A 23,208-nucleotide genomic window follows, 5' to 3' on the forward strand; every position below is an offset into this window, starting at 1 on the left:
AAATATCAAGTTATATTAGAGCAAATTTAATGTTATGTTAGTCTATCTTGACGAAATAGTTTTCGCCACTCACGCAGATAACATTTCTCAAATTGATTACCTTTGATGATTGCAAGTCGGCGATCAAACCGTCTTAAAATATGAGGGATCGTTGCAAAGACAATCATTTCATCATCTTTTTGCTGTTGTTCAAGCCATAGCTTAAATTGTTGTTTGAGTGATAAAGCTGATTCATTGTTTGTATTATTCATATAAGATCCAATTAGTTTGATTGTTAATAACTGGACAGCACTTTAACAATTAAGCGATTTCTGTCGAGAAATGAGTTTCAATTTTTCGAGCAAGATCGCAAAAATAACATTTTTTCTCGTCAAAACTGCGGTTTTATGCGCAGATAGATGTCTTGTGGAAGGAAATAATCCTTCGTGTTGTCACGGTAATAAGCCACACCATCTAACAGTAAAATGGCATCAGGTTTTGGCTTTTTGATTTCGATACCGTGCAAACTGTATAACACAGCAGAAACCAGCTCCATTTGCTCGGTTGCGGTTAATTCCGCTTGCTTGTAGAGTTCTACTAAACGTTTCGAATAATGCTTTTTAAGCTGTTTCGCTTTCATCTGTTGGATGAGTTTACGGTCAATCTTTAACTCACTACGATATGCCGATTTCAGGTGATTAATAAAGCCTGTAATTGCCGCAATTTGACCTGTTTTCTCACTCAAGTAGTTATTTAACTGTTCCTGTGTAGGATAGTCTGTAACTTTTTGAGAACTCATTAAGTCGATAGCTGGTTGCAAAGCTAATCGTACCGATTTAAGTGATGTTTTACCGCTATCATAACGTTGCTGTAAATCTTTGTAGTAACTTGCAATACAAGGTACTGATTCTTTTAACTTATTAAATAGAGCCTGTATGCGTTCTATCTCAGCCAACTCGCCTTTTAATGATTCATCAACCGTGACCTGATTAGTATCAAGTAACCAACGTAATACGGTGAGATTGGCACGCAATCCATTTGGTTTAAAGTGAGTAACTAACTCTGCATAATCAGGAATTTGTTGCCAAATTTCATCACAATCAATGAAGAATCGCATAAAATCCGCACCTTTATACAGTGCAACACTAATACCACATTTTCGCATATACCAAAAAATAAATTTCTTGTAGGCAGTTTTAACTGCTTTATTACGCAGGATATGTCCATTCAGGCGAATCATATTGAACAATAAACTTCGTCTTGCACAATTAGGGCATACATTACCGTAACCAGACGGCATTTCACCTTTGCATTTCGGGCAAGTTGAAAGTAGCTGTTCGTCACATTTCTTGCACAATTGCTTCTCTTGGTTATGGACTTTACGGTAACGGCGACAATTCTTACAAGTTACAAAAGTATATCTGCGATAGCACTGTAAACAAACAGATTTGTTCGTTACTGGTGAACGATATCTATCACGAGTCATATTGCTACATTCTGAGCATTCAATTTCCTCTCGGAAATAACGAGTGCAGGAACTGCACACCGCACCGTAGCGACTTACCATTCCGATTTCAAATGTTCCTGCCGTTTTACCACAACGCACGCAATCTGTGAGTTTTTCGCATTCAAGACAATGTTCACTTTCTTTGTGAATACGTTTGAGTTGTCCGCATCGCTTACAAGTCTTTTTCTTAAACCATTGAGCGTAGCAATTCGCACAATAACATTCTTCTTGGAACTTGCGCGTTACCTGAGCTTTGTCACAAATGGAGCAACTATTCTTGTTTTGAGAACGAATTTTGGTAATTTTCATACTGCAATTTGTAATTGTCGTTTTAAGCGTTCCCATTGACGGTTAAGACTTAAATTAGAATTAATTGTAGGCTTATTTGCTACTGTTTTTCGATTAACTTCTCTACCTTCTCTTGCATGCTTGAATAGTAAATCAAGCTCAGAAGGGTAATTTTCAAAAGCAAAGGCTTTTTGTGTAATCTCACTTCGCTGAATCGCATAAATAATTGCTTCAGAAGATAACTGAAGAATTTTTACAGCATTCACCAAAAGATTTTTACGTTCATCTATCGGTAACAATTCAAATGCTAATGCTGTTTTAGGTTGGCATAGATTACTTTGTGATATACTTAACTGTTCAAGAAACCTTGCAATAGCATGAGAAGATTTTACTATTGCTCCGCGACGAAGGAGATTAATAAAATAACGTAAAATAGCAAAATACTCTTGAGAATTAACTTGTTTCTGAAAACATTTACCAATACCTTTTGTAAAAACAAAATCTAGTATTTTTAGCGTTTCAATTTCCGTTTTACTTGATAAATCAGAGTGATGATTTAACTTTTCACCACAATGATGACAATAATTGAGTTGCCTTTTATCCGCAGACAGTAAATGCGGTTGATATAGTTCCCCACAACAATAACATTTTGTCTCAAGTAATGTTTGATGTTTCAGACAACCAAAATACCACGCTAAACGCCATTCATTTCGTAAGTATGGTGTTTCATCTAAACAGCATGAACAATAAGGCTGACCACTACGATATGAGCGATTACGTGAGCTTCTCGGAATTACCCATTTAGCCTGACCTTTCCTTAAGGTTTGTTCACCATTAATCTGTTTCAATATGGAATAAAGAGAGTGAGTTTCTAGGTTTACCATCCCATTTAGAGATAAGGCACAAATATCAGAATAGATTTGTTGCTGAATAGGTTCAAACCCTCTGTCTAAATCATACGTCCACAACCGTAATTTATCCCAATAAAATCCCGTGAACGTTAATGGCTCAGTGCCACAATCTAATGCTGCACGAATCAACCACGAACTAATGCTTTCATTTAGCTGTATTGATGTTCTAATAACACCTGATTTTATCCGATAATTTTTCGGAAGCCCTGTGTTGGTTGTACCCATGAGTTTTTCTCGATAATGTCTAACGTAATTTGCTCACTACCAGTGTTTATAGCTTCAACGGCACAAGCGATTAATAAGCGATGCACATTCCCTAAGTTACCGCCTGAAATCGTATGGATTCGAGTTGCGAGTTCAGGTGATTGAAGATTAGAGCATTTCTTCAAAGGTAAGATACCTTGAAACTGGAAAAGTAACTTTTGAAAGTCCTTATCTAATTTCCATGTTGGCAATTCAGCGACATCAAAACGACTGGCGTGTTGAGGGTCAGTATGTAGCACTCGAATGGCATCACGCGTACCAACACCCACAATCGGGATTTGCAGCTCGTTACACAACATCTTAATTGCATTCATTACCTGCCGTTGCTGGCGTGGAGTGCCAACCAATAAGGAATGGAACTCGTCAATAATCAACATTTTTACTTTGAACTCGCGGAATAAGTGAATCGTTTGATAACGTAATTTAGCAACACTATCTGTTGTCCGATAGGGAATATAAAAACGCTCCAATAATGAAATATAAAGCTCCTTTTCATTCGCGCTCGGCGGTGCTTCCGCTAAAATAATAGGGCAATTACCATCAGCTTTCGAATCAACAAAAGGCGTTCCATGTAAATTATAAAAATGGCGTATTAACGTGGTTTTTCCATTATTTGAATCCCCGATGACAAGCAAATTGAACATACGAGGGCGTTTGGGTTTATGCATCAAAGAAACGAGATTATCAATAATCTTATTCGCAACGGCATAACCAACCCAACGTGGTTCATCTAAAAACTCAATCCGTTCTTGATTGCTTGCTGTCACTAGATGACGGAATTTTTCGTGAATATACTCATATTGCTTTTCCATTACTCAATCTCCTCAAACATGAAATTATCATCTAAAAGCAAGTTAGAAGCAGGTTGTTTAACTTGTTCTGTTGGCTTACTTTCAGGTAATGCGGTTGGAATAACCACCTTACTTTTTGCATGGACTTTCTGCCGTTGAGCCTGTCGGCGTGCTTTTTTCGTACGTTGTGCCGATTGTTCAACCAAATCACGCATTTCAGTTAAAGCATCGTAAATTTGCTGTGAGTGAATGAGCTTTTCATCTTTATCTTTTAAGAACTGGCGAACCTGTTTGTATTCCCAAATGCTCATATCAGGTAAAGATTGGTCTGCAAACGGAATAGGGAAATAACGCTTCAATTTCGGATCGTAGAACCAAATTTTCCCGATATTACGAGGGTCACGACGGAATAAAAATTCCTTACTCTTACCATTTTCATCTGAATCGTTGATATACATATTCAACGCAGCATCATAGTAACGTAAGCCATCAATCGTTACTCCATTATGCTGAATAGTTCGTTTTTCACTTGGCAAGAAATCAAGTAGTAACATTTGTTCATCAGCTGGCATTTGATGATAACCACTACCAGCATTGTTGCTATCACCAAAAATTCCTAATCGCCATTTGTGAACTGGCGACATACCTAACGCGGAATGAGTGCGCTTGTGATACACATTTACTATGTAATTGATTAACCACGTTTCAAATTCATCTAAGGTCATCACCGCTTCGGCTTCTGATTGATAAGTATCTTTCTCTTTTATGTTAGAGAAAGTTGTTCCACTTAAACCGTGAACTTCTTTCATAAATGTGCCGATTACTCGTTCAATATGCCCACCAAATTCAGGTCGTCCAACAGGACGGAACTCAAGGGCAATACTATGAGCTTCACAAGACTTCGATAAATCTAATGAACGGAAATCCGCACCATTATCAACGTGGATCTTATCGGGATAACCAAATACCGACCATTCACCTTTTACATTATGGTCGAGTAGTAAACGTTCTTTAGGCAAAATACTACGAGCGATACACATTGCAACTGATGTTACTGATGGTGCATCAAGTGACAGGTAGTACCCTGTAATCATTCGGCTATACACGTCCATTGCTAATGTTAAATAAGGTCTGCCAATCGGTTTGCGATATTGGTTATCTACAATAATTAGATCGACAGGTGTATGGTCGATTTGAACAACACTTAAAGGACGAACAGCATTCGGAAAACTGTTTGGCTTCGGTGTAAATTTATTTTTCGCTTTTTCCTTTTGCCCACGTTTACGCAATTTTTCTTCTTCTGAAATACTCAAAATACGCAAACTAATTGTACGACGACAAGGACTTGGAATACCTTTTTGACTTGCCACACGTTGCACTTCACGAATGGTCTGCTCCATTGTTGGGCGTTGTTTGTGCAAGTAGAACTCATTAATCACCATTGTTACCAAATCATCTTGCTCTTTGGTTAAACGTGAATTACCTTTCGCCCAGCCGCGCTTACGTTCGACTAATCCTGCAATAGAGCCGAGTGAGTTATACGCGTTTAGCCAGCGATATAAGCTACGCACACTTACGCCCAGTTCCGCTGCACGTTCCTTGATAGGTTGATCTGCTTCCAATAACGGCTTAATCATTTCATAACGTTCTAATGCTTTTCCCCAGTATTCATCACTGATTTCGCTTAAATCTACCGATAAATCTTCACGCTCGTTAATTTTCACGTTTTCAAGCTGATAAATGCTGGTAATTTTGCATTGGCGTGTATGAAGGTTTCTGATTAGGACTTGTGCATTTTCATCAAGATATTCCACCAGCTCATATTGTTCGCCGTCCTCGCGATTTATATAGATATTGCCTTTCTTTAAGATTATGCGTCCACGCGTTAATTTTGGGTGATGGCGTGGATGAATGAAATTAGCTGAATTAGTCATATTCCCTCCATACTTCGGTAAATTCGGTAATTGGCTCAAACCAGTTACAGGTTAATTGTTTGCTTGCCAATAAATGATAGATGATGCGTAGCCCTTGTCCGCGATAAAGTGAACCGCCAAAGAAGCGTGCCATCAGGTAATCAATGTTCGTCATACCCATTAACTCCACTTGAGAAAGCACCGCTTGAATATCTTCGGGATCGCATTGCAATCTTTTGTAGTGTTGTAATGAGTTAATATTGAGGAAAGCCGTGTGGTAGATTTTATCCTCATCGTAGATGTGGAAGATGCAATCGTTCTGTTTGGAGAACGCCATTGCCGCTTTCCATTTTTCTTTCCATTCTTTCCAATGTGCCTGCCATTTTGATTTCGGTTTAACTTCGACTAAAAGTGAGCGTCGTCCGTCATTAAAACGAATCAAGTAATCAGGTGTGTAAGGATAAGTTATACCGTTTTTTACAAACAGTATGCGTGCAGGTTGAGCAATGATTTCCTCAACCGTTGGCAGGTAAGTGAAATAAAGTAGGAAATCTCGCTCAAGGGTGGATTCATAAGGTATGCTGACTCCCTCTTTAAAGGGGAGATAACCTGATATACTAAAGCGTGTTGGCTTGATCTTACGAACCTGTTTAAAGGTTTTTTCTGTTTTCATAAATAATTTGACTTCTATTAATATATTTTAGAATAATTTGAAAGCTATTCGCATAGTTTTCGCCTTGAAATAGTATCTTTAAAGAGTAAAAAAATAGGCTAAAGCCTTATTCTACCGTTCTAATTTTTGCCTATTATGCCACTTATTTATAGATTTAACAGTGGTTCTATTCCTAAACCGGGTGAAATCAGTTTGGCGCACAATGGCGTGCTTTTTTTAGATGAACTGCCGGAGTTTGAACGCAAAGTATTGGACGCATTACGCCAGCCGTTGGAAGCCGGTGAGATTATTATTTCCAGAGCCAATGCTAAGGTGCAATTCCCCGCCAGTTTTCAATTAATTGCAGCAATGAACCCTAGCCCGACAGGACATTATCAAGGCACGCACAACCGTACTTCTCCGCAGCAAGTGATGCGTTATTTAAATCGTTTATCTGGCCCGTTTTTAGATCGTTTCGATCTCTCGATTGAAGTTCCTTTATTACCAAAAGGCGCATTACAAAGTAGCGATAACCGGGGCGAAACCACCGAGCAAGTACGCAAGCGGGTATTTTTGGCAAGAGAATTACAAATGGCGAGAGCTGGAAAAATTAATGCCAAGTTAACCACCAAAGAAATCGAACGTGATTGTCACCTTGCTGAAAAAGATGCGCTATTTCTAGAAAATGTGCTGACAAAATTAGGACTTTCGGTGCGTGCCTATCATCGGATCTTAAAAGTTTCCCGCACAATTGCCGATTTGGCTAACGAACCGCATATTCAACAAATCCATCTTGCCGAAGCACTAGGCTATCGGGCGATGGATAGGCTTTTACAGCGATTGCAACATGATTGAATTGTAAACTTTCGAGATTTAAATTTTATTTATTGATATTATATTTACTTATATTTATGATTCTTAGTTGTTTATTGTAAATTATAGTGTTTATTGTTGTGTTTTAAGTATAAGGAATTTTTTTAATGAATATTGCAACAAAATTAATGACCACGTTAGTGGCGAGTTTAGTGATTACCGCGTGTAGCGGCGGCTCTTCAGGTTCATCGGCTCAACCAAATACGGAGCCTACGCCTAAAACGAATATACCAGCCCCAAAAGCGGAGCAACCAAAAAAAGAGGAAGCTCCGCAAGCGGATAGTCCGAAAGTGGAAGAACCAAAAAGTATTGCTCCACTGATGGGAAGCCCAAAAGTAGAGAAACAGAAAGAAAATAACCTACAAGAGAAAAGCCCAAAAGTAGACGAACCGCAAGTAATGGATCCAAAATTAGGTTCTCCACAAAAAGATGCTCAGAAGTTAGAAGAACCTAAGAATAAAAGTAATGCGGAAATTCTTAAGGAATTAGGTATTAAGGATATTTCGGAGGGAGAACTTAGTGTTGCAGATACTTTATTGGATATACGGTTGGATGATCACGAGAAAGTGAGTATTGTTATTTTGAATAATGAAATTAATCGTAAAGATCTGAAAGTAACGAATTCAATTCCAAATCAGGATATTATGACCTTAAAAGACTCTTCCGGTAAATTGTTAGGTTACTATGGGTATATGCAATTGAGTCAAGTTAGAGAAGATGCGAATACTAGTAAGAATGAAATTAACCTGAATGAACATTATCTGCTATCTATGAATGATGCTGAGAAAATTCGTCCGGCTAAATCTATAGAATATACGGGAAATATGTTCTATGGCTATAAAGATTCGAATGAAAAACTAGTAGCAAACGTACAAGCGGCTTATAATGATTCGACTAAGATGTTGTCAATGGAAGTTTTTGGTAATAGTGATCATTATTGGAAATTAGGAGAAACGGGACGTACCAAATTACCGATAAACCGTGTTCAAGGAGCGACAGTAGATAGTGATGGAACGATTTTAAATGCCAATTTATATACTAAAATAGATAGTGATTCGACAAAATTAACTCCAGATGCGAATTTTTCCGGCAGTATTTTCGGTAAAAATGGAGAGGTGCTGGCAGGAAGTGCTGTTAGCGAAAAATGGCGCGGTGTAATCGGTGCTACGGCGACAGAAAAAAAGCAGTAAATAACTTGGCTCAATAAATATTTTCTTATTAATTTAAAAGCTATCCTCTAGGATAGCTTTTTTACTTTTTCATTAACTCAATCAGATAATTGGTAAAAAATTGTGGGGTCTCTAAGTGTGTATTATGTCCGGCACAAGGAATAATTCTATAATTGAGTCGATTTTCCGATGCGATTTTTCTAAATTTGGGATCATGCTCACCAACCAAAAAGGTGATATTTAAATCGCATTTAGAAAGTGATGGTAAAAAATAGGGCTGTTTAGCAAGACTGGTAACTTCTAGCATAGCCGCAATGGCTAATCCGTTATTGTTTTGTCGTTTTTCGATTAAATTGAACCGCTTATTTTGGTCTAAATTGGCAAAAACATCTTGTTGGTACCAATCATTTAATACTTTCACTATCGGCTCGTGGCGAAAACGTTCCGCCCATTGATGCTCATTTTGCCAACGCGCTTGGCGTTCCGCATCCGTCGCTAATCCGATATTTGCCCCTTCAAGAATAGTATGTTTGAGATGAGGATTATTGGCATTGAGCGCATAGTCCAACGCTAAACGCCCGCCTAACGAATAGCCGACCAAATAAAAAGGCTGATTGCCGATATATTGCAAGATGGTTTGATGGATGAGTTCTCTAGCGTGAGTAAAGCCGTGGCAGACAATATGTTCGCTTGCGCCATGTAGAGGGAGATCAACGGTAAGCGGTCTAATTTGTGGAAAATTTTGCAAGCGGTCTAACACCGCTTGCCAATCTTGTTGTGAACCGAGTAAACCGTGCAGAAACACCACCGGCGTACCCGTTTCACTGTGCCATGTTGCGTGGAGCATTAGGCAATTTCCGCTTGTGAGATTTGTTTGATTAACGATTTATAAAGGTTGCTACCGTCTTGATCATTCACTTTAATTTCAACGATAGTCACGCCTTTACGTCCATAAGCGAGTTTCAGTTTGGCTTTAAGATCTGCCCAAGTAAACGGGCGGATATATTCAATGCCAAACATGGTTGCAATTGATGCAAATTCGTAGTTATGCGATAAGCGGTAGAATTGTTCTTTGGCTCTAGCCTCCACCGGTAACATATCGAAAATCGCACCGCCGCTATTATTAATCACAAACAAAATGCAAGGGTGATTGATTTTGTTGAGTAAGGCGATAGAGTTCAAATCGTGTAATGCAGAAATATCTCCAAGCACACCGACAGTCGGTTGACCGCTACCTTTTGCTACACCTGCCATGGTTGCGATTAAACCGTCAATGCCGCTTGCACCACGGTTGGTATAAACTGGATAACCTTCAGGTAATTTGCATAGCGCATCGACTAAGCGCACGAAGAGGCTGTTACCGATAAATAAATTACCGTTAGTTGCCAATACTTCTTCAATATGGTGTGCTAATGAAGCTTCGTTTAGGCTACCGCCGACTTGTTGCTCAATAAAACCGGCACAGAATTGTGAAAGTGCCAGCGGCTCTAATAACCACGGTTTTTGGCGAAGCGGCGGATGCACACGTAGGAAATGGTGCGCTTTTGCCACAAAGCGGGTTTGATGATGAGCAAATGGATTGAGGTAATTGCTGTATTCATCCACTTGCCAAAACTCGCCTTTAAATTTTTCAAGGAATTTATTCACTCTTTTACTCACGATTTGGCTACCGAATTGAATCACGATATCCGCTTGTAGCAAGCGTTGATGAACCGTGTTATTAGACAACCAAATATCAGCATACGGTAAGCTTGCATCTACGCAAGATTGTACATCGGTAAGTAAGCACCAACCGAGCGTTTCCGCCCATGCTTTGATGCCGATGCCTTGTTCGACCGGTAATTTACCGACCACGATTACGCCGCGTTTGGTACGCCAGTAATCCCAATTTTCGTGCATTGACACTTCGCTTTGAATCGTTTGACTGTTAATCCATTTTGTTTGTGAATTGATTAACCAGCTTTGAATCGGTTTTAACCATGGGAGCGTGCTAATTGCACTTTCATTCGCTTCATAAAGCGGTTCGGCAAACGGCGCATTGATATGTACTACGCCGCCTTGTTGGCTTTGCGTGACACAAGCTTGCTCGATAGTTGCGACTAACCAGTTTGCGTTATAGTGTTCTGCCGGTTTGGGTAAATTAACGCTCGCAACCGGATAATTAGCAAAAATACCTTGTTGTGGAATAGCTTGATTTGCACCACAGCCGATTAATTCCGGTGGGCGATCAGCAGAAAGTACGATCAATTTATGATGAGTGAGACTGGCTTCGATAACGGCAGGGTAAAGGTTTGCCACCGCTGTGCCTGAGGTCACAATAATCGCTACTGGATCATTGGTCGCTTTAGTAATACCTAAGGCAAAAAAGCCTAAGCCACGCTCATCAAAATGGTTGTGGCATTGCGCTTGTTGGTCTTGTTGCAACTGAAGCGCTTCGAGTGTTAAAGGTGTTGAACGTGAACCCGGTGCGATACAGAAATGTTTCACGCCATAACGTAATAAGGCATTCACAATTACTTTTGCCCAAGAGCGGTTAAAGGTGCTGACTGTCATATCTCTTCTCTGTTCTTAATAGCTGGTTGAATTTTCACTAAATAGCAAGATTGTAACAAAATCTGTAAAAAATAGGTGGAAAATTACCGCTTATATATGCATTTTATTCCATTTTTGTTCTTTTAATTTCATTGTTTTTTGATGTTTTTCCAAGAATTAATGAGAAGTAGTTCACATATTTCTATTTTACTAAATGAAAATTACTCCATTATGGATATAATAAATGGTGTGTTTATTCATAAGGTTTATGAGGTTTGGAGAAATGTTATCAGATGAGGATATCGTTCGGCGTTATCTCGCAAAAAATAAGGAGTTTAAACGTATTGCGGACATCAGTTTGCTTGGTCATTCTTTATTTGATATGTGGAGTGATTGGCAACATGAACTGACGCTTAATGGTTTGTCGGTGGCAAATTTAGGTATTTCCGGTGTGAGTACCCGCCAATACTTAGATGTGATTGCGAAACCGCAACGCATTACTTCATTAGGGCAAAAGGTTTTTCTCTTCTTAGGCGTGAATGATATTGTGAAAGATCCTGACTATTCTCCTACCCAAGTCATGTATTGGTTATTGCAAATTATTCAGCAAATTCAACCGCTTGCAATGCCAAATACCCGTTATTTCTTGCTGGAAGCCACGCCTGTTCGTCATATTCATACGGTCACAAACAGCCAAATTCAGCAGCTTAATGCCTATCTCAGCGAACATTGTCCGGCAAATCTTACTTTTATTAAAACCTTTGACGCATTTGCGGATTCAGAGGGAAACCTCAATGCAGCATTCACAACGGACGGTTTGCACTTCAATTTACAGGGTTATGCGATCTTACGCCGCTTATTAGAAGCTTATGTGTAATGTGTATTGAACAGCATAACAGACTCAAGGAGTTTATATGTCAAAGTTATCTCGTACGGAAATATTAAATACGATTCGAAACGGTTTAATCGCCTCGTGTCAGCCGGTTGATGACGGCCCGATGGATAGGCCGGACATTGTCGCAGCAATGGCACAAGCTTCGATTATTGGGGGAGCGGCAGGGTTACGTATTGAAGGGGTAGATAATTTAAAGGCAACACGTCCAACTGTAAAAGCGCCGATCATTGCGATTGTAAAACGTGATTTACTGGATAGCCCGATACGCATTACGCCGTTTTTACAAGATATTGAAGATTTAGCGGCAGCCGGTGCAGATATTATTGCGGTGGACGGTACGGATCGGGTGCGACCGGTCACGATTGAAGCGGCGTTGAAACGGATTCACGAGCTAGGTTGTTTGGCAATGGCGGACTGTTCGACCTTGGCAGAAGGGCTATATTGCCAACAACTCGGTTTTGATATTGTCGGTAGCACAATGTCGGGTTATACCGGCGGGGAAGTACCGAATGAACCGGATTATCAGTTAGTTAAAGACTTAAAAGCAGCAGGTTGTTTTGTGATGGCGGAGGGGCGTTATAACTCACCACAACTGGCAAAAACCGCGATTGAAATCGGCGCGGATTGCGTCACGGTCGGTTCGGCATTAACTCGCCTAGAACATATTGTCGGTTGGTTTGCCGATGCAATCAAAACGGTGAAAGCTTAGGAGGCGTTTATGCGTTGTTTAGCATTAGATATTGGCGGCACTAAGATTGCCTCGGCGTTAGTCGAAAATGGACTCATTTCCCAACGCCGACAAATCAGCACGCCACAACAAGATGAGGCAGAGGCGATGCACTACACTTTAGCGGACATTTTGCAACAGTACCAAGGGCAGTTTGATGCAGTTTCGGTGGCTTCGACCGGTATTATCAATAATGGTGTTTTAACCGCATTAAATCCGAAAAATTTAGGCGGATTAGCTTTTTTTCCGTTGCAGGAAAGTATCGCACGCCATACTGACAAACCGATTTTCTTACTCAATGACGTGCAAGCGGCGGCTTGTGCCGAATATCAACATCAAGATAAACAAGCGGTCGAAAATTTCGTCTTTATTACCGTTTCAACCGGGGTTGGTGGCGGCATTATCCAAAACGGCAAATTGCTGATTCAACCGAATGGCGTAGCAGGGCATATCGGGCATACTTTAGCCGATCCGAATGGACCTGTTTGCGGCTGTGGTCGCCGAGGTTGTGTGGAAGCGATCGCTTCCGGGCGAGCGATTGAAGCGGTTTCAAGCCGATGGACGGAACCTTGTACACCGAAACAAGTGTTTGAGCAATTCCAAGTCGGCAAAGTACAAGCGGTCGAATTAGTCGAAAAATCTGCAAAAGCGATCGCCAATTTAGTGGCGGATTTAACCATTGGTTTGGATACGCAAAAAGTGGTGATTGGAGGCAGTGTCGGCTTGGCGGAAGGTTATTTATCGCTCGTACGACAATATTTAGCCGAAATGCCGCATTTCTATCATTGTGAATTGGAAGCGGCGAAATATGGCGGCGATGCCGGTTTAATCGGTGCGGCAGCATGGGCGGAACAATATTTTTAATTAAATTTAAGGAACATAATATGAAAGATTTAACCGGTATTTTTAGTGCGTTACTCGTGGCATTCAATGAAGACGGCTCAATTAATGAGCAAGGCCTACGCCAAATTATTCGTCATAATATCGACAAAATGAAAGTGGACGGTTTATATGTTGGCGGTTCAACCGGCGAAAACTTTATGCTTTCTACCGCAGAGAAAAAAGAAATTTTCCGTATCGCAAAAGACGAAGCGAAAGATCAAATTGCGTTGATTGCTCAAGTGGGTAGTGTGAATTTACAAGAATCGGTCGAATTAGGTAAATATGCAACCGAATTAGGCTATGACTGTTTATCAGCAGTGACGCCGTTCTATTACAAATTCAGTTTTGCCGAAATTAAACATTATTACGACACCATTATTGCGGAAACCGGCAACAATATGATCGTCTATTCGATTCCGTTCTTAACCGGTGTGAATATCGGTGTAGAGCAGTTTGGCGAATTGTATAAAAATCCGAAAATCTTAGGGGTGAAATTTACCGCAGGCGATTTCTATTTATTAGAACGTTTGAAAAAAGCCTATCCGAACCATTTAATTTGGGCGGGTTTTGATGAAATGATGTTACCGGCGGTGGCATTAGGTGTGGACGGTGCAATAGGTTCAACCTTTAACGTGAACGCACCGCGCGCTCGTCAAATTTTTGAATTAACCAAACAAGGTAAATTGGCGGAAGCGTTAGCAGTACAACACGTTACCAATGATTTGATTGAAGGCATTTTAGCGAACGGTTTATATCTCACCATTAAAGAATTACTTAAATTACAAGGTGTAGAAGCCGGTTATTGCCGTGAGCCGATGACCGCCAAAGCAACGGACAAACAACTTGAAGTGGCAAAAGCGCTTTATGCAAAATTTTTATAAAATTTGACCGCTTGTCATATATATAACAACAATAATTAGGAAATATTATGCGTCTTATCCCATTACAAACCAGTGAGCAAGTGAGCCGTTGGGCTGCTAGCCATATTGTTGAACGAATCAATCAATTTCAGCCGACTGCTGATCGTCCTTTTGTGTTAGGTTTACCGACCGGCGGTACGCCGCTACAAACCTATCAGGAATTGATTCGTTTATACCAAGCCGGCGAAGTGAGCTTTCAGCACGTGGTTACGTTTAATATGGACGAATATGTAGGCTTACCTAAGGAACACCCGCAGAGTTACCATACCTTTATGCACCGTAACTTCTTTGATCACATCGATATCCAGCCGCAAAATATCAATATTTTGAACGGCAATACCGAGGATCATGATGAGGAATGTTGCCGTTATGAAGAGAAAATCCAGTCGTACGGCAAAATTCACCTGTTTATGGGCGGTGTCGGTGTGGATGGTCATATCGCTTTTAACGAACCGGCTTCTTCTTTACGTTCACGTACTCGGATTAAAACACTCACTGAAGATACTTTGATTGCGAATTCTCGCTTTTTTGATAATGATATTACTAAAGTGCCGAAATATGCGTTAACCATTGGTGTGGCAACCTTGTTAGATGCGGAAGAAGTAATGTTGCTGATTACCGGCCACAATAAAGCGTTGGCATTACAGGCTTGTGTGGAAGGTGCGGTAAATCATATGTGGACGGTCAGTGCCTTGCAACTGCATGAACGAGGGATTGTGGTGTGTGACGAACAGGCAACCCAAGAACTCAAAGTCAAAACCGTGAAATATTTCACCCAACTAGAAGCAAATGCGATTCAAAGCGTGTTGTAAGTTTTAAGGTCTGTTACACTATTAACAGACCTTTTCCTTTGGAGAACAAGAATGAAATATGCTTTCACCAACAGTGTAATTTATACCGCTAAAGATGTGTTATATGGGCACGCAGTTGTTATTGAAGATGACAAAATTCAAGCGATTGTACGTGAAGAACAATTAGCGGACGATATCCAACGTATTGATTTACAAGGGCATAATCTTACCGCCGGTTTTATTGATTTACAGCTAAATGGCTGTGGCGGTGTGATGGTAAATAGTGAACCAACAGTTCGCACTTTTGAAATTATGCAACAAACTAATTTACGTTCCGGTACCACGAGTTATTTGCCGACCTTTATTACTGCGCCTGATGAGGGAATGAAACAAGTAGTCGCGGCGATGCGTGATTATTTGCAGAAATATCAAAATCAAGCGCTCGGTTTACATTTAGAAGGCCCTTATCTCAGCCTTGAGAAAAAAGGTGTACACCGTGCTGAATATGTGCGTGAAATCAGCCCCGAAATGCAGCAGTTTTTATGTGATAACGCTGATGTAATCACCAAACTTACCTTAGCAGCGGAAAACCCGACCGCAAAAGTGATTCCCGATTTTGTAAAAAGCGGCATTATTGTGTCGGTTGGGCATTCGAACGCTACTTATGAAGTGGCAAAACAAGCGTTTGCTAACGGTGCAACCTTTGCTACCCATTTACACAATGCGATGTCGCCGATCAGTTCCGGACGTGCAATGGGCGTTGTCGGCGCTGTGTTAGACAGCGATGAGGTTTATACCGGTATTATTGTGGATGGCTTACATGTAGAATTTGGTAATGTTAAAATCGCCAAACGAGCTAAAGGCGACAAGCTTTGTATCGTCACCGATGCCACCGCAGCGGCAGGTTCGGATATCGAACAATTTGATTTTGTCGGTACCACGGTGTATGTGCGTGACGGTAAATGCTATGACGCTAACGGCACTTTAGGCGGTGCATCAATTACGATGATCGAATCGGTTAAAAATGCGGTGCAAGAAGTGGGGATTCCGTTAGACGAAACGCTGAGAATGTGTAATTACTATCCGGCGAAAGCGATTGGTGTTGATGATCGTTTAGGTTCGATTGAAGTGGGTAAAATTGCGAATCTGACCGTTTTTACCAACCGTTTTGAAGTGATTGGTTGTGCAGTCAACGGTGAATGGAACGCTTTTAGCTAAGAATTGAATAAGCATTGAATGGAACAAGCGGTTAAATTTCGAGAAAGTTTTGCAAAAAACATTGAAATTTAACCGCTTGTTTTATGGATTAGAGTGCTGCAAACGCTTTGTCAGCCGCTGCTAATGTCGCTTGAATATCTTCATCGCTATGTGCAAGAGACATAAAGCCTGCTTCAAATGCGCTTGGGGCAAGATACACGCCCTGTTCTAACATTAAATGGAAGAAACGGTTGAATTTCGCCGCATCGCATTTCATCACATCTTGGTAATTATTGATTTCCGCTTGTTCGGTAAAGAATAAACCGAACATACCGCCGACATATTGTACGGTTAACGGTACGTTATGTTTATCCGCTAATGCTTTAAAACCTTCTGCCAATGTTTTAGTTTGTGCGGCAAGTTTCTCTTCGTTGCCCGCTTTGGATAGTTCGGTTAAACAAGCTAAACCGGCTGCCATCGCAATCGGGTTACCTGAAAGCGTGCCCGCTTGGTATACTGGCCCTGTCGGTGCAATGTATTCCATAATCTCTTTTTTACCGCCAAATGCACCAACCGGCATACCGCCACCGATAATTTTACCGAGTGTAGTTAAATCCGGTTTAACGTCGTAATAGGCTTGCGCACCGCCTAATGCAACACGGAAACCGGTCATTACTTCATCAATAATAAACACCGCACCGTATTGATCACATAAAGCACGTAAACCTTTTAAGAAATCATTTTTCGGCGGAATACAGTTCATATTGCCGGCAACAGGCTCAACGATTAAACACGCAATTTCATTTGGATATTGTTCAAAAGCGGTTTTTACCGAATCTAAATCGTTGTAAGTACAAGTGAGCGTGTGCTTCGCAAAATCAGCCGGTACACCCGGGCCGCTTGGTTGACCGAGGGTTAACGCACCGGAACCGGCTTTTACTAATAGCGAATCGGAATGTCCGTGGTAACAGCCTTCAAATTTGATAATTTTGTCACGACCGGTATAACCGCGTGCTAAACGAATCGCCGACATGGTTGCTTCGGTACCTGAGCTGACCATACGGACTAATTCGATAGAAGGGACTAGTTTGGTGACCAATTCAGCGAGAGTAATTTCGCTTTCGGTCGGTGCACCGAAACTTAAACCGTTCGGTACCGCTTTCAATACCGCATCAATAATTGCCGGGTGATTATGACCTAATACCATTGGCCCCCAAGAACCGACATAATCAATATATTGCTTACCGTCCGAATCAGTAATATACGCACCTTCCGCTTTTTGGATAAATACCGGTGTTCCGCCTACGCCTTTAAATGCGCGCACCGGTGAATTTACACCACCGGGGATAACTTTCTGAGCTTTTTCAAACAGTTGTTCTGATTTAGACATAAATGATTCCTTAAATTGAAATTCTGAATAGCGTTGATCGACAAGGTTCTGCTTTACAAAAAATAGTTTAAAAATAACCGCTATGAGTTCCCTTCTGAACTGCCTGAGCGTGTTGAAATTTGTAGGAACATTTTTCTTGAGCGAAGCGAATCTAAAACGTTCCGTTAAACAAATTACAACTAAGTGAAGATAAGCAGTGAAGTAGGGTCGCCTTTCTTTTGGTTACTTTTCTTTGGCGAAGCAAAGAAAAGTAATGGAGAGAATATGTAACTGATTTTCTAAGGTTGTGATTAAACCAAATAAAGCAAACTTTATATTCATCCATTTTATAAAAAAAAGCCCAAATAACCTAAAAAAATTTGAGAGTCCGCCCCTTTATGATATTCTGCACACATTTTTGTATATTCGTTTTGAGGGAGTAAACCCTTTATGTGGCTTACTTTTATAGCTGTTTTTATTGTTTCGTTCGCCAGTCTCATTTTTATGCGCCCTGTCGCGGAAAAAATCGGCTTGGTGGATAAACCTAACTATCGTAAGCGCCACCAAGGGCTTATTCCACTAATTGGCGGTATTGCTTTATTTTTAGGCAATCTCACCTTCTATTTTATGGAATGGCAAGATATGCGCTTACCGCGGCTGTATTTAACGGCGGTAACGTCTTTGCTGATTATCGGTGTGTTAGACGACCGCTTTGACGTCAGTCCGTTTATTCGTGCCATTATTCAAGCAACGCTAGCCGGTTTGATGATTTATAACGGGCTTTCGTTGGATAGCTTAGGTCAGGTAATTGCACCGTTTAGTATTGAACTCGGTGTGTTGGGTATTATTTTTACTGTGTTAGTGACCATCGGGGTGATTAACGCCTTTAACATGGTTGATGGAATTGATGGCTTATTGGCGGGGCTTTCCAGTGCCAGTTTTGCCGGTATCGGTGTGTTGATGTGGCTGGATGAACAATACACTTTAGCTTATTGGTGCTTTGCGATTATTGTCGTATTGATTCCGTATGCGCTGTTTAACCTCAGTGTTTTCGGCGCAAAATGGAAAGTGTTTATGGGCGATTCGGGCAGTACCCTGATTGGCTTTACTATTATTTGGATTCTGTTACTCAGCACGCAAGGTCAAGGGCATACGATTAGCCCGATTACCGGTTTATGGCTGATTGCCGTGCCGCTGATTGATATGGTGGCGGTAATTATTCGCCGCTTGAAAAAGGGCAAAAGCCCGTTTCGGCCGGACCGCTTACACTTACACCATTTAATGATGCGTGCGGGATTAACTTCGCGCCAAGCGTTAGCGGTGATTACCTTCGGGGCGGCAATTTGTTCCACCATCGGCGTGTTAGGCGAATATTACTATTGGAATCAGTGGGTGATGACTATTGGGTTTATTGCGCTGTTCTTTATCTATGCTTACTCAATTACGCATGCTTGGCGTGTTACTCGTTTGATTCGCCGAATGAAACGTAGAGCAAAAAGAAAGCTGAAACTTGAGCAATAATCATAAGGTTTTGTTATGCAACAACAGCAATCAATCAGCCTAAGTGCCTTTTTCAAAAGATTATGTAAAGGTACGACAACGCTTATTTTCACTACCGCCATCGGTGCGGGCGCTGCTTTTGGCTTAGCGCAGTTACAAACACCAGTATGGAAATCGGTCGCACAGTTTGATCAGCCGAGAGTATTAGAACTTGGCAATTACTATGCCCTGTATTCGACTTATAGTTTTTTAAACGGTGGTGATAATGTTACTTACCATGTCTTAAAAGACGATAAAAGTGCGCTTTCCTTAGCACCGGCGGTGTCACAAAAAGCGGAAGAACTTGCGGCACAGGAGGCGTATGAGGAATTTAAACGAAATCTTACGTCAGTCGATGTGTTAGTAAATTTTTTAGCGCAAACGGAAACGGTGAAATTAAAGGCTCAGCTTGAAAATAAGCCGATTGCCGTGATGGCACAGCAAATGGCAACTCAGTTTGTGTTTGATAATGCTTCAAAACGTCAACTGGCGGATCGTTTAAGCGTATCGTCAGTCAATCCGGAAGAAGCGCAACAGTTACTGAGCCAATTTATTGCGTTTGCTAATCAACAGACGAAACAAACCTTAAATGCGGAACTGATTGCTAAATGGAAAATCTTATTTCAACAAGTGAAAACGGCAGCGGAAATCAAATTAGGTGCAACGCAACAAGGAAATCAAATTGCGGCACAAGATTGGAATGGAAAATTAGCTTTAATGCGTTCAGTGCAACCGCTGGATGATAAATTGGTAGCATTTCGTTTCGTCAAAGCACCGAATGTTCCGCTTTCACCTTATTCTCCTAATCAATCGCTTTGGTTAATGATTGGCGGATTAAGCGGATTATTATTCGGTATCGTGCTGGTTTCTTTTTCGGGTTTATTGAGCAGAAAGCAAGGTAATGGCGAAACAAATTAATGTGTTAACCGTTTTTGGTACACGTCCTGAAGCGATCAAGATGGCACCGTTGGCAAAAATGTTAGCGGATGATCCGGCATTTAACGCCAAAGTGTGCGTAACTGGACAACATCGAGAAATGCTGGATCAGGTATTGGAACTGTTTGAGATTCGACCTGATTTTGATCTGAATGTGATGAAGTCCGGACAAGACCTCACTGATATTACCGTGCGAATCTTGCAAGCGCTACAAGCGGTATTTGTAGAGTATCGTCCGGATATTGTGTTGGTACATGGTGATACCACCACCACATTCGCGACAACATTAGCTTGTTATTATCAGCAAATTCCGGTCGGACACGTTGAAGCGGGGCTTAGAACCGGTAATTTATATTCGCCGTTTCCGGAAGAGGGTAATCGCTTATTAACGAGTGTGATTGCTAACTATCATTTTGCACCGACCCAAGAGGCGAAAGCCAATTTATTGCAAGAGCGTAAGGCAGAGCAATCGATTTGGGTCACAGGTAATACGGTGATTGATGCGCTATTAAGTATTTTGCAAAAAATTGGGCATAATCAACCGCTTGCAACGCAATTAGCTGAATATTACCCGTTTTTGGATCATACTAAAAAAATGATTTTAGTGACCGGGCATCGCCGAGAAAGTTTCGGACAAGGTTTTGAACGTATTTGCCAAGCGTTGGTAGAGATTGCGCATCAGCATCCCGAAGTACAAATTGTGTATCCGGTACATTTAAATCCGAATGTGCATGAGCCGGTGAGCCGTTTGTTAACCGGCATTCAGAATATCTTTTTAATTGAGCCTCAGGATTATTTGCCGTTTGTCTATTTAATGGATCGATCTTATTTGATTTTGACCGATTCCGGCGGTATTCAAGAGGAAGCGCCAGCGTTAGGCAAACCGGTATTGGTGATGCGTGAAACCACCGAACGTCCAGAAGCGATTAAAGCTGGCACGGTATGTTTGGTGGGGACGGATACCCGAAAAATTATTGCGGAAGTAGAGCGCTTGTTACAAGACGAGAACGCCTACCAAGCGATGGCGCAAGCGCATAATCCTTATGGTGACGGTCAGGCTTGCCAACGTATCGTGACTGCAATTAAACAAACTTTCTATTCATAAGCTTTGTGTCGGTCATAAAGCTTTTTTACCACCTGTAAGCTATACGGTGGTTTTCGGAAATCAGCAAATGACAACTTTTAATACCATTTCAGTAATTGGCTTAGGTTACATCGGGTTACCCACTGCGGCAGCGTTTGCGACAGCAGGTTGTCGAGTTTTAGGGGTCGATATTAATGCCGATACGGTCAATACCATTAACCAAGGTAAGATTCATATTATCGAGCCGGATTTAGACCAAGCGGTACGACAAGCGGTCAAAAAAGGTCTACTTTCTGCAAGTGCTTCGGTTCAACCTGCCGATGCTTTCCTTATTGCCGTTCCTACCCCTTTCCAAAATCATTACCAGCCGGATCTGAGTTATATTGAAGCTGCCGCACGTGCGATCGCACCGCATTTAACCGCAGGTAATTTAGTTATTTTAGAATCGACTTCACCGGTTGGCACGACGGAACAATTAGCCCAGTGGCTGAAAGACATTCGCCCGGATTTGAGCTTCCCGAATGAAACCGGGGAGGCTGCGGATATTCGTATCGCATATTGTCCGGAACGTGTGTTACCAGGCAAAGTGATGGTGGAACTGTTCCAAAATGACCGAGTGATTGGCGGACTAAGTGCTAAATGCGCACAACAAGCGGTCGATTTATACAAACTTTTTGTAAAAGGCGAATGTATTCAGACTAATGCCCGCACAGCGGAAATGTGTAAATTAACCGAGAATAGTTTCCGTGATGTCAATATCGCTTTTGCCAATGAGTTGTCGATGATTTGCGATAAGTTGCAAATCAGTGTTTGGGAATTGATTGAGCTGGCAAATCGTCACCCACGAGTGAATATCTTGCAGCCGGGCGCAGGGGTTGGCGGGCATTGTATTGCGGTTGATCCTTGGTTTATTGTTTCGCAAGCGCCGGAACAGGCGCGTTTAATTCGCACGGCACGAGAGGTGAATGACAGCAAACCGCATTGGGTAATTGATAAGGTGAAAGCGGCATTAGCGGATTGTGTGACGGAGAAAAATGTTAAACCGAGTGAGGTAAAAATCGCGTGTTTAGGCTTGGCATTTAAACCGGATATTGATGATTTACGTGAAAGCCCAGCGGTTGAAATTACCGAAAATCTTGCAAATTGGCACAGCGGTAAAGTGTTTGCGGTGGAACCGAATGTCACTCGTTTACCGGCAAAATTGCAAGGTAAAGTCGAGCTGCTAAGCTTTGAACAAGCGTTACAGCAGGTGGATATTTTAGTCTTGTTGGTGGATCATCAACCGTTTAAAGTGGTGTCGGCCGAGGCAATTCCGCAACGCTGGTTAGTCGATACAAGAGGCGTATGGATAAAATAATGCAGCGTGACATTGCTCCGAACCCGTGGCTATCCGAGTTTTTCGGGCGGGACATTTACGAAATCAAAGTAGTGGCAGAAGATATAGAACAGATTTGTTTAGTGCAGCAACAAGGGTTTCAGTTTGTTGAAGGTGAACTGGACTTCTGTTTGTCATTGGTAAATTTTTTGCCAAAAACGACCGCTTATCAGCTGGCAACCGAAGCGGATATTGTCTCGCTACAAGCACTATTTGGTACAGCATTTCCCATGAGTCGTTTTCGAGCACCGTGGTTTTCCGCAGAAGAAAATCAACGTTTTTACCAAACGTGGATTAGCAACGCAGTACGAGCGGAATTTGATGACGTTTGCTTAGTATTAAAAACGGCAAGCGGTCAAATTCAGGGCGGAATTAGCGTTCGTGTACAAGATAAGCAGGCTCAGGTTGGTTTACTGGCGGTTGCGCCATCATTTCGCCGACAAGGCATCGCCAGTCAATTGTTACAGGCGGCAATCAGCTGGGCGCAACAGCAAGGTGCGGAAACATTAGCGGTTGCCACTCAAACGAGCAACTTAAACGCTATTCGTTTGTATCAGAAATTAGGCGCTTCGCTTCGGCAGGCAAGCTATTGGTTTTATCTTTAAATAACGTGA

21 protein-coding genes and 1 pseudogene are annotated in these 23,208 nt (G+C 41.5%); 13 read left to right on the forward strand and 9 right to left on the reverse strand.

Going from position 1 to position 23,208, the window contains the following annotated elements; translation table 11 throughout:
- Positions 1-32: 32 nt before the first annotated feature.
- From C228_RS0108370 to C228_RS0108395, 6 genes are all read right to left on the reverse strand, one after another.
- Positions 33-251 (reverse strand): hypothetical protein, encoded by a 219-nt coding sequence (locus tag C228_RS0108370; protein ID WP_018652184.1) that lies wholly within the window; start codon positions 249-251, stop codon positions 33-35.
- Between the two features lie 119 nt (positions 252-370).
- Positions 371-1,831 (reverse strand): hypothetical protein, encoded by a 1,461-nt coding sequence (locus C228_RS0108375; protein WP_081618476.1) that lies wholly within the window; start codon positions 1,829-1,831, stop codon positions 371-373.
- Complete coding sequence (locus tag C228_RS0108380) at positions 1,792-2,910, reverse strand: TniQ family protein (RefSeq protein ID WP_018652186.1); 1,119 nt, start codon at positions 2,908-2,910, stop codon at positions 1,792-1,794. The genes C228_RS0108375 and C228_RS0108380 overlap by 40 nt, the downstream gene beginning before the upstream one ends.
- Positions 2,868-3,761, reverse strand: coding sequence for a TniB family NTP-binding protein (locus C228_RS0108385; RefSeq protein ID WP_018652187.1), 894 nt, complete (start codon positions 3,759-3,761; stop codon positions 2,868-2,870). Before C228_RS0108385 ends, C228_RS0108380 begins: the two co-directional genes overlap by 43 nt.
- Positions 3,761-5,674 (reverse strand): Mu transposase C-terminal domain-containing protein, encoded by a 1,914-nt coding sequence (locus tag C228_RS0108390; protein WP_018652188.1) that lies wholly within the window; start codon positions 5,672-5,674, stop codon positions 3,761-3,763. The genes C228_RS0108385 and C228_RS0108390 overlap by 1 nt, the downstream gene beginning before the upstream one ends.
- Entirely contained in the window at positions 5,667-6,326 is a 660-nt protein-coding gene (locus C228_RS0108395; protein WP_018652189.1) for a heteromeric transposase endonuclease subunit TnsA, read from the reverse strand. Before C228_RS0108395 ends, C228_RS0108390 begins: the two co-directional genes overlap by 8 nt.
- A gap of 162 nt (positions 6,327-6,488) precedes the next feature.
- Here C228_RS0108395 and C228_RS13510 point away from each other — a divergent pair.
- Both C228_RS13510 and C228_RS0108405 read left to right on the forward strand, forming a co-directional pair.
- Positions 6,489-7,160, forward strand: a pseudogene (locus C228_RS13510) (ATP-binding protein); the annotation flags it as partial.
- 125 nt (positions 7,161-7,285) lie between these two features.
- Positions 7,286-8,368, forward strand: coding sequence for a HupA family protein (locus C228_RS0108405; RefSeq protein WP_018652191.1), 1,083 nt, complete (start codon positions 7,286-7,288; stop codon positions 8,366-8,368).
- 61 nt (positions 8,369-8,429) lie between these two features.
- Here the strand turns inward: C228_RS0108405 and menH are convergent, their stop codons facing one another.
- The gene (menH, locus tag C228_RS0108410; RefSeq protein ID WP_018652192.1) at positions 8,430-9,194 is read right to left on the reverse strand and encodes a 2-succinyl-6-hydroxy-2,4-cyclohexadiene-1-carboxylate synthase; all 765 of its coding nucleotides are present in this window, start codon (positions 9,192-9,194) and stop codon (positions 8,430-8,432) included.
- A complete protein-coding gene (gene menD / locus C228_RS0108415) occupies positions 9,194-10,900 on the reverse strand; it encodes a 2-succinyl-5-enolpyruvyl-6-hydroxy-3-cyclohexene-1-carboxylic-acid synthase (protein ID WP_018652193.1) in 1,707 nt (568 codons plus the stop codon). Before menD ends, menH begins: the two co-directional genes overlap by 1 nt.
- A gap of 262 nt (positions 10,901-11,162) precedes the next feature.
- Between menD and C228_RS0108420 the strand changes: the two genes are divergently transcribed.
- From C228_RS0108420 to nagA, 6 genes are read left to right on the forward strand one after another with little or no spacing between them, the layout of a single operon-like run.
- Entirely contained in the window at positions 11,163-11,756 is a 594-nt protein-coding gene (locus C228_RS0108420; protein WP_018652194.1) for an SGNH/GDSL hydrolase family protein, read from the forward strand.
- Between the two features lie 37 nt (positions 11,757-11,793).
- On the forward strand, positions 11,794-12,483 hold the full coding sequence (locus C228_RS0108425) for an N-acetylmannosamine-6-phosphate 2-epimerase (RefSeq protein ID WP_018652195.1): 690 nt from the start codon (positions 11,794-11,796) through the stop codon (positions 12,481-12,483).
- A gap of 9 nt (positions 12,484-12,492) precedes the next feature.
- Positions 12,493-13,365: an N-acetylmannosamine kinase gene (locus tag C228_RS0108430; protein WP_018652196.1), complete on the forward strand. Its 873-nt coding sequence runs from the start codon at positions 12,493-12,495 to the stop codon at positions 13,363-13,365.
- Positions 13,366-13,385: 20 nt separating this feature from the next.
- Complete coding sequence (nanA, locus tag C228_RS0108435) at positions 13,386-14,264, forward strand: N-acetylneuraminate lyase (protein ID WP_018652197.1); 879 nt, start codon at positions 13,386-13,388, stop codon at positions 14,262-14,264.
- 47 nt (positions 14,265-14,311) lie between these two features.
- Positions 14,312-15,115, forward strand: coding sequence for a glucosamine-6-phosphate deaminase (gene nagB, locus C228_RS0108440; RefSeq protein ID WP_018652198.1), 804 nt, complete (start codon positions 14,312-14,314; stop codon positions 15,113-15,115).
- A 51-nt stretch (positions 15,116-15,166) separates the two neighbouring features.
- Positions 15,167-16,312 carry an N-acetylglucosamine-6-phosphate deacetylase gene (gene nagA / locus C228_RS0108445; RefSeq protein WP_018652199.1) on the forward strand — a complete coding sequence of 382 codons (1,146 nt, stop codon included), beginning with the start codon at positions 15,167-15,169 and terminating at the stop codon, positions 16,310-16,312.
- A gap of 88 nt (positions 16,313-16,400) precedes the next feature.
- On the opposite strand, the gene hemL is transcribed toward nagA, so the two are convergent.
- Complete coding sequence (hemL, locus tag C228_RS0108450) at positions 16,401-17,681, reverse strand: glutamate-1-semialdehyde 2,1-aminomutase (RefSeq protein WP_018652200.1); 1,281 nt, start codon at positions 17,679-17,681, stop codon at positions 16,401-16,403.
- 429 nt (positions 17,682-18,110) lie between these two features.
- Here hemL and wecA point away from each other — a divergent pair, with 429 nt between their 5' ends.
- The 5 genes from wecA to rffC all read left to right on the forward strand — a co-directional run bounded on the left by wecA (position 18,111) and on the right by rffC (position 23,199).
- Complete coding sequence (gene wecA, locus C228_RS0108455; protein WP_018652201.1) at positions 18,111-19,181, forward strand: UDP-N-acetylglucosamine--undecaprenyl-phosphate N-acetylglucosaminephosphotransferase; 1,071 nt, start codon at positions 18,111-18,113, stop codon at positions 19,179-19,181.
- A gap of 15 nt (positions 19,182-19,196) precedes the next feature.
- Complete coding sequence (locus C228_RS0108460) at positions 19,197-20,117, forward strand: Wzz/FepE/Etk N-terminal domain-containing protein (protein WP_018652202.1); 921 nt, start codon at positions 19,197-19,199, stop codon at positions 20,115-20,117.
- Entirely contained in the window at positions 20,101-21,240 is a 1,140-nt protein-coding gene (wecB, locus tag C228_RS0108465) for a non-hydrolyzing UDP-N-acetylglucosamine 2-epimerase (RefSeq protein WP_018652203.1), read from the forward strand. The genes C228_RS0108460 and wecB overlap by 17 nt, the downstream gene beginning before the upstream one ends.
- A 67-nt stretch (positions 21,241-21,307) precedes the next feature.
- Positions 21,308-22,576, forward strand: a complete 1,269-nt coding sequence (wecC, locus tag C228_RS0108470; protein ID WP_018652204.1) for a UDP-N-acetyl-D-mannosamine dehydrogenase — start codon at positions 21,308-21,310, stop codon at positions 22,574-22,576.
- A complete protein-coding gene (gene rffC, locus C228_RS0108475; RefSeq protein ID WP_018652205.1) occupies positions 22,576-23,199 on the forward strand; it encodes a dTDP-4-amino-4,6-dideoxy-D-galactose acyltransferase in 624 nt (207 codons plus the stop codon). Before wecC ends, rffC begins: the two co-directional genes overlap by 1 nt.
- Positions 23,200-23,208 lie beyond the last annotated feature (9 nt).

The organism is Actinobacillus capsulatus DSM 19761 (assembly GCF_000374285.1).
Taxonomy (GTDB): Bacteria; Pseudomonadota; Gammaproteobacteria; order Enterobacterales; family Pasteurellaceae; genus Actinobacillus; species Actinobacillus capsulatus.

What these genes read in the sequence shown, in the direction of transcription:
- C228_RS0108370 (WP_018652184.1), bottom strand. Translation starts at nt 251, where the DNA reads ATGAATAATACAAACAATGAATCAGCTTTATCACTCAAACAACAATTT.
- C228_RS0108375 (WP_081618476.1), bottom strand. Translation starts at nt 1,831, where the DNA reads ATGGGAACGCTTAAAACGACAATTACAAATTGCAGTATGAAAATTACC.
- C228_RS0108380 (WP_018652186.1), bottom strand. Translation starts at nt 2,910, where the DNA reads ATGGGTACAACCAACACAGGGCTTCCGAAAAATTATCGGATAAAATCA.
- C228_RS0108385 (WP_018652187.1), bottom strand. Translation starts at nt 3,761, where the DNA reads ATGGAAAAGCAATATGAGTATATTCACGAAAAATTCCGTCATCTAGTG.
- C228_RS0108390 (WP_018652188.1), bottom strand. Translation starts at nt 5,674, where the DNA reads ATGACTAATTCAGCTAATTTCATTCATCCACGCCATCACCCAAAATTA.
- C228_RS0108395 (WP_018652189.1), bottom strand. Translation starts at nt 6,326, where the DNA reads ATGAAAACAGAAAAAACCTTTAAACAGGTTCGTAAGATCAAGCCAACA.
- C228_RS0108405 (WP_018652191.1), top strand. Translation starts at nt 7,286, where the DNA reads ATGAATATTGCAACAAAATTAATGACCACGTTAGTGGCGAGTTTAGTG.
- menH (WP_018652192.1), bottom strand. Translation starts at nt 9,194, where the DNA reads ATGCTCCACGCAACATGGCACAGTGAAACGGGTACGCCGGTGGTGTTT.
- menD (WP_018652193.1), bottom strand. Translation starts at nt 10,900, where the DNA reads ATGACAGTCAGCACCTTTAACCGCTCTTGGGCAAAAGTAATTGTGAAT.
- C228_RS0108420 (WP_018652194.1), top strand. Translation starts at nt 11,163, where the DNA reads ATGTTATCAGATGAGGATATCGTTCGGCGTTATCTCGCAAAAAATAAG.
- C228_RS0108425 (WP_018652195.1), top strand. Translation starts at nt 11,794, where the DNA reads ATGTCAAAGTTATCTCGTACGGAAATATTAAATACGATTCGAAACGGT.
- C228_RS0108430 (WP_018652196.1), top strand. Translation starts at nt 12,493, where the DNA reads ATGCGTTGTTTAGCATTAGATATTGGCGGCACTAAGATTGCCTCGGCG.
- nanA (WP_018652197.1), top strand. Translation starts at nt 13,386, where the DNA reads ATGAAAGATTTAACCGGTATTTTTAGTGCGTTACTCGTGGCATTCAAT.
- nagB (WP_018652198.1), top strand. Translation starts at nt 14,312, where the DNA reads ATGCGTCTTATCCCATTACAAACCAGTGAGCAAGTGAGCCGTTGGGCT.
- nagA (WP_018652199.1), top strand. Translation starts at nt 15,167, where the DNA reads ATGAAATATGCTTTCACCAACAGTGTAATTTATACCGCTAAAGATGTG.
- hemL (WP_018652200.1), bottom strand. Translation starts at nt 17,681, where the DNA reads ATGTCTAAATCAGAACAACTGTTTGAAAAAGCTCAGAAAGTTATCCCC.
- wecA (WP_018652201.1), top strand. Translation starts at nt 18,111, where the DNA reads ATGTGGCTTACTTTTATAGCTGTTTTTATTGTTTCGTTCGCCAGTCTC.
- C228_RS0108460 (WP_018652202.1), top strand. Translation starts at nt 19,197, where the DNA reads ATGCAACAACAGCAATCAATCAGCCTAAGTGCCTTTTTCAAAAGATTA.
- wecB (WP_018652203.1), top strand. Translation starts at nt 20,101, where the DNA reads ATGGCGAAACAAATTAATGTGTTAACCGTTTTTGGTACACGTCCTGAA.
- wecC (WP_018652204.1), top strand. Translation starts at nt 21,308, where the DNA reads ATGACAACTTTTAATACCATTTCAGTAATTGGCTTAGGTTACATCGGG.
- rffC (WP_018652205.1), top strand. Translation starts at nt 22,576, where the DNA reads ATGCAGCGTGACATTGCTCCGAACCCGTGGCTATCCGAGTTTTTCGGG.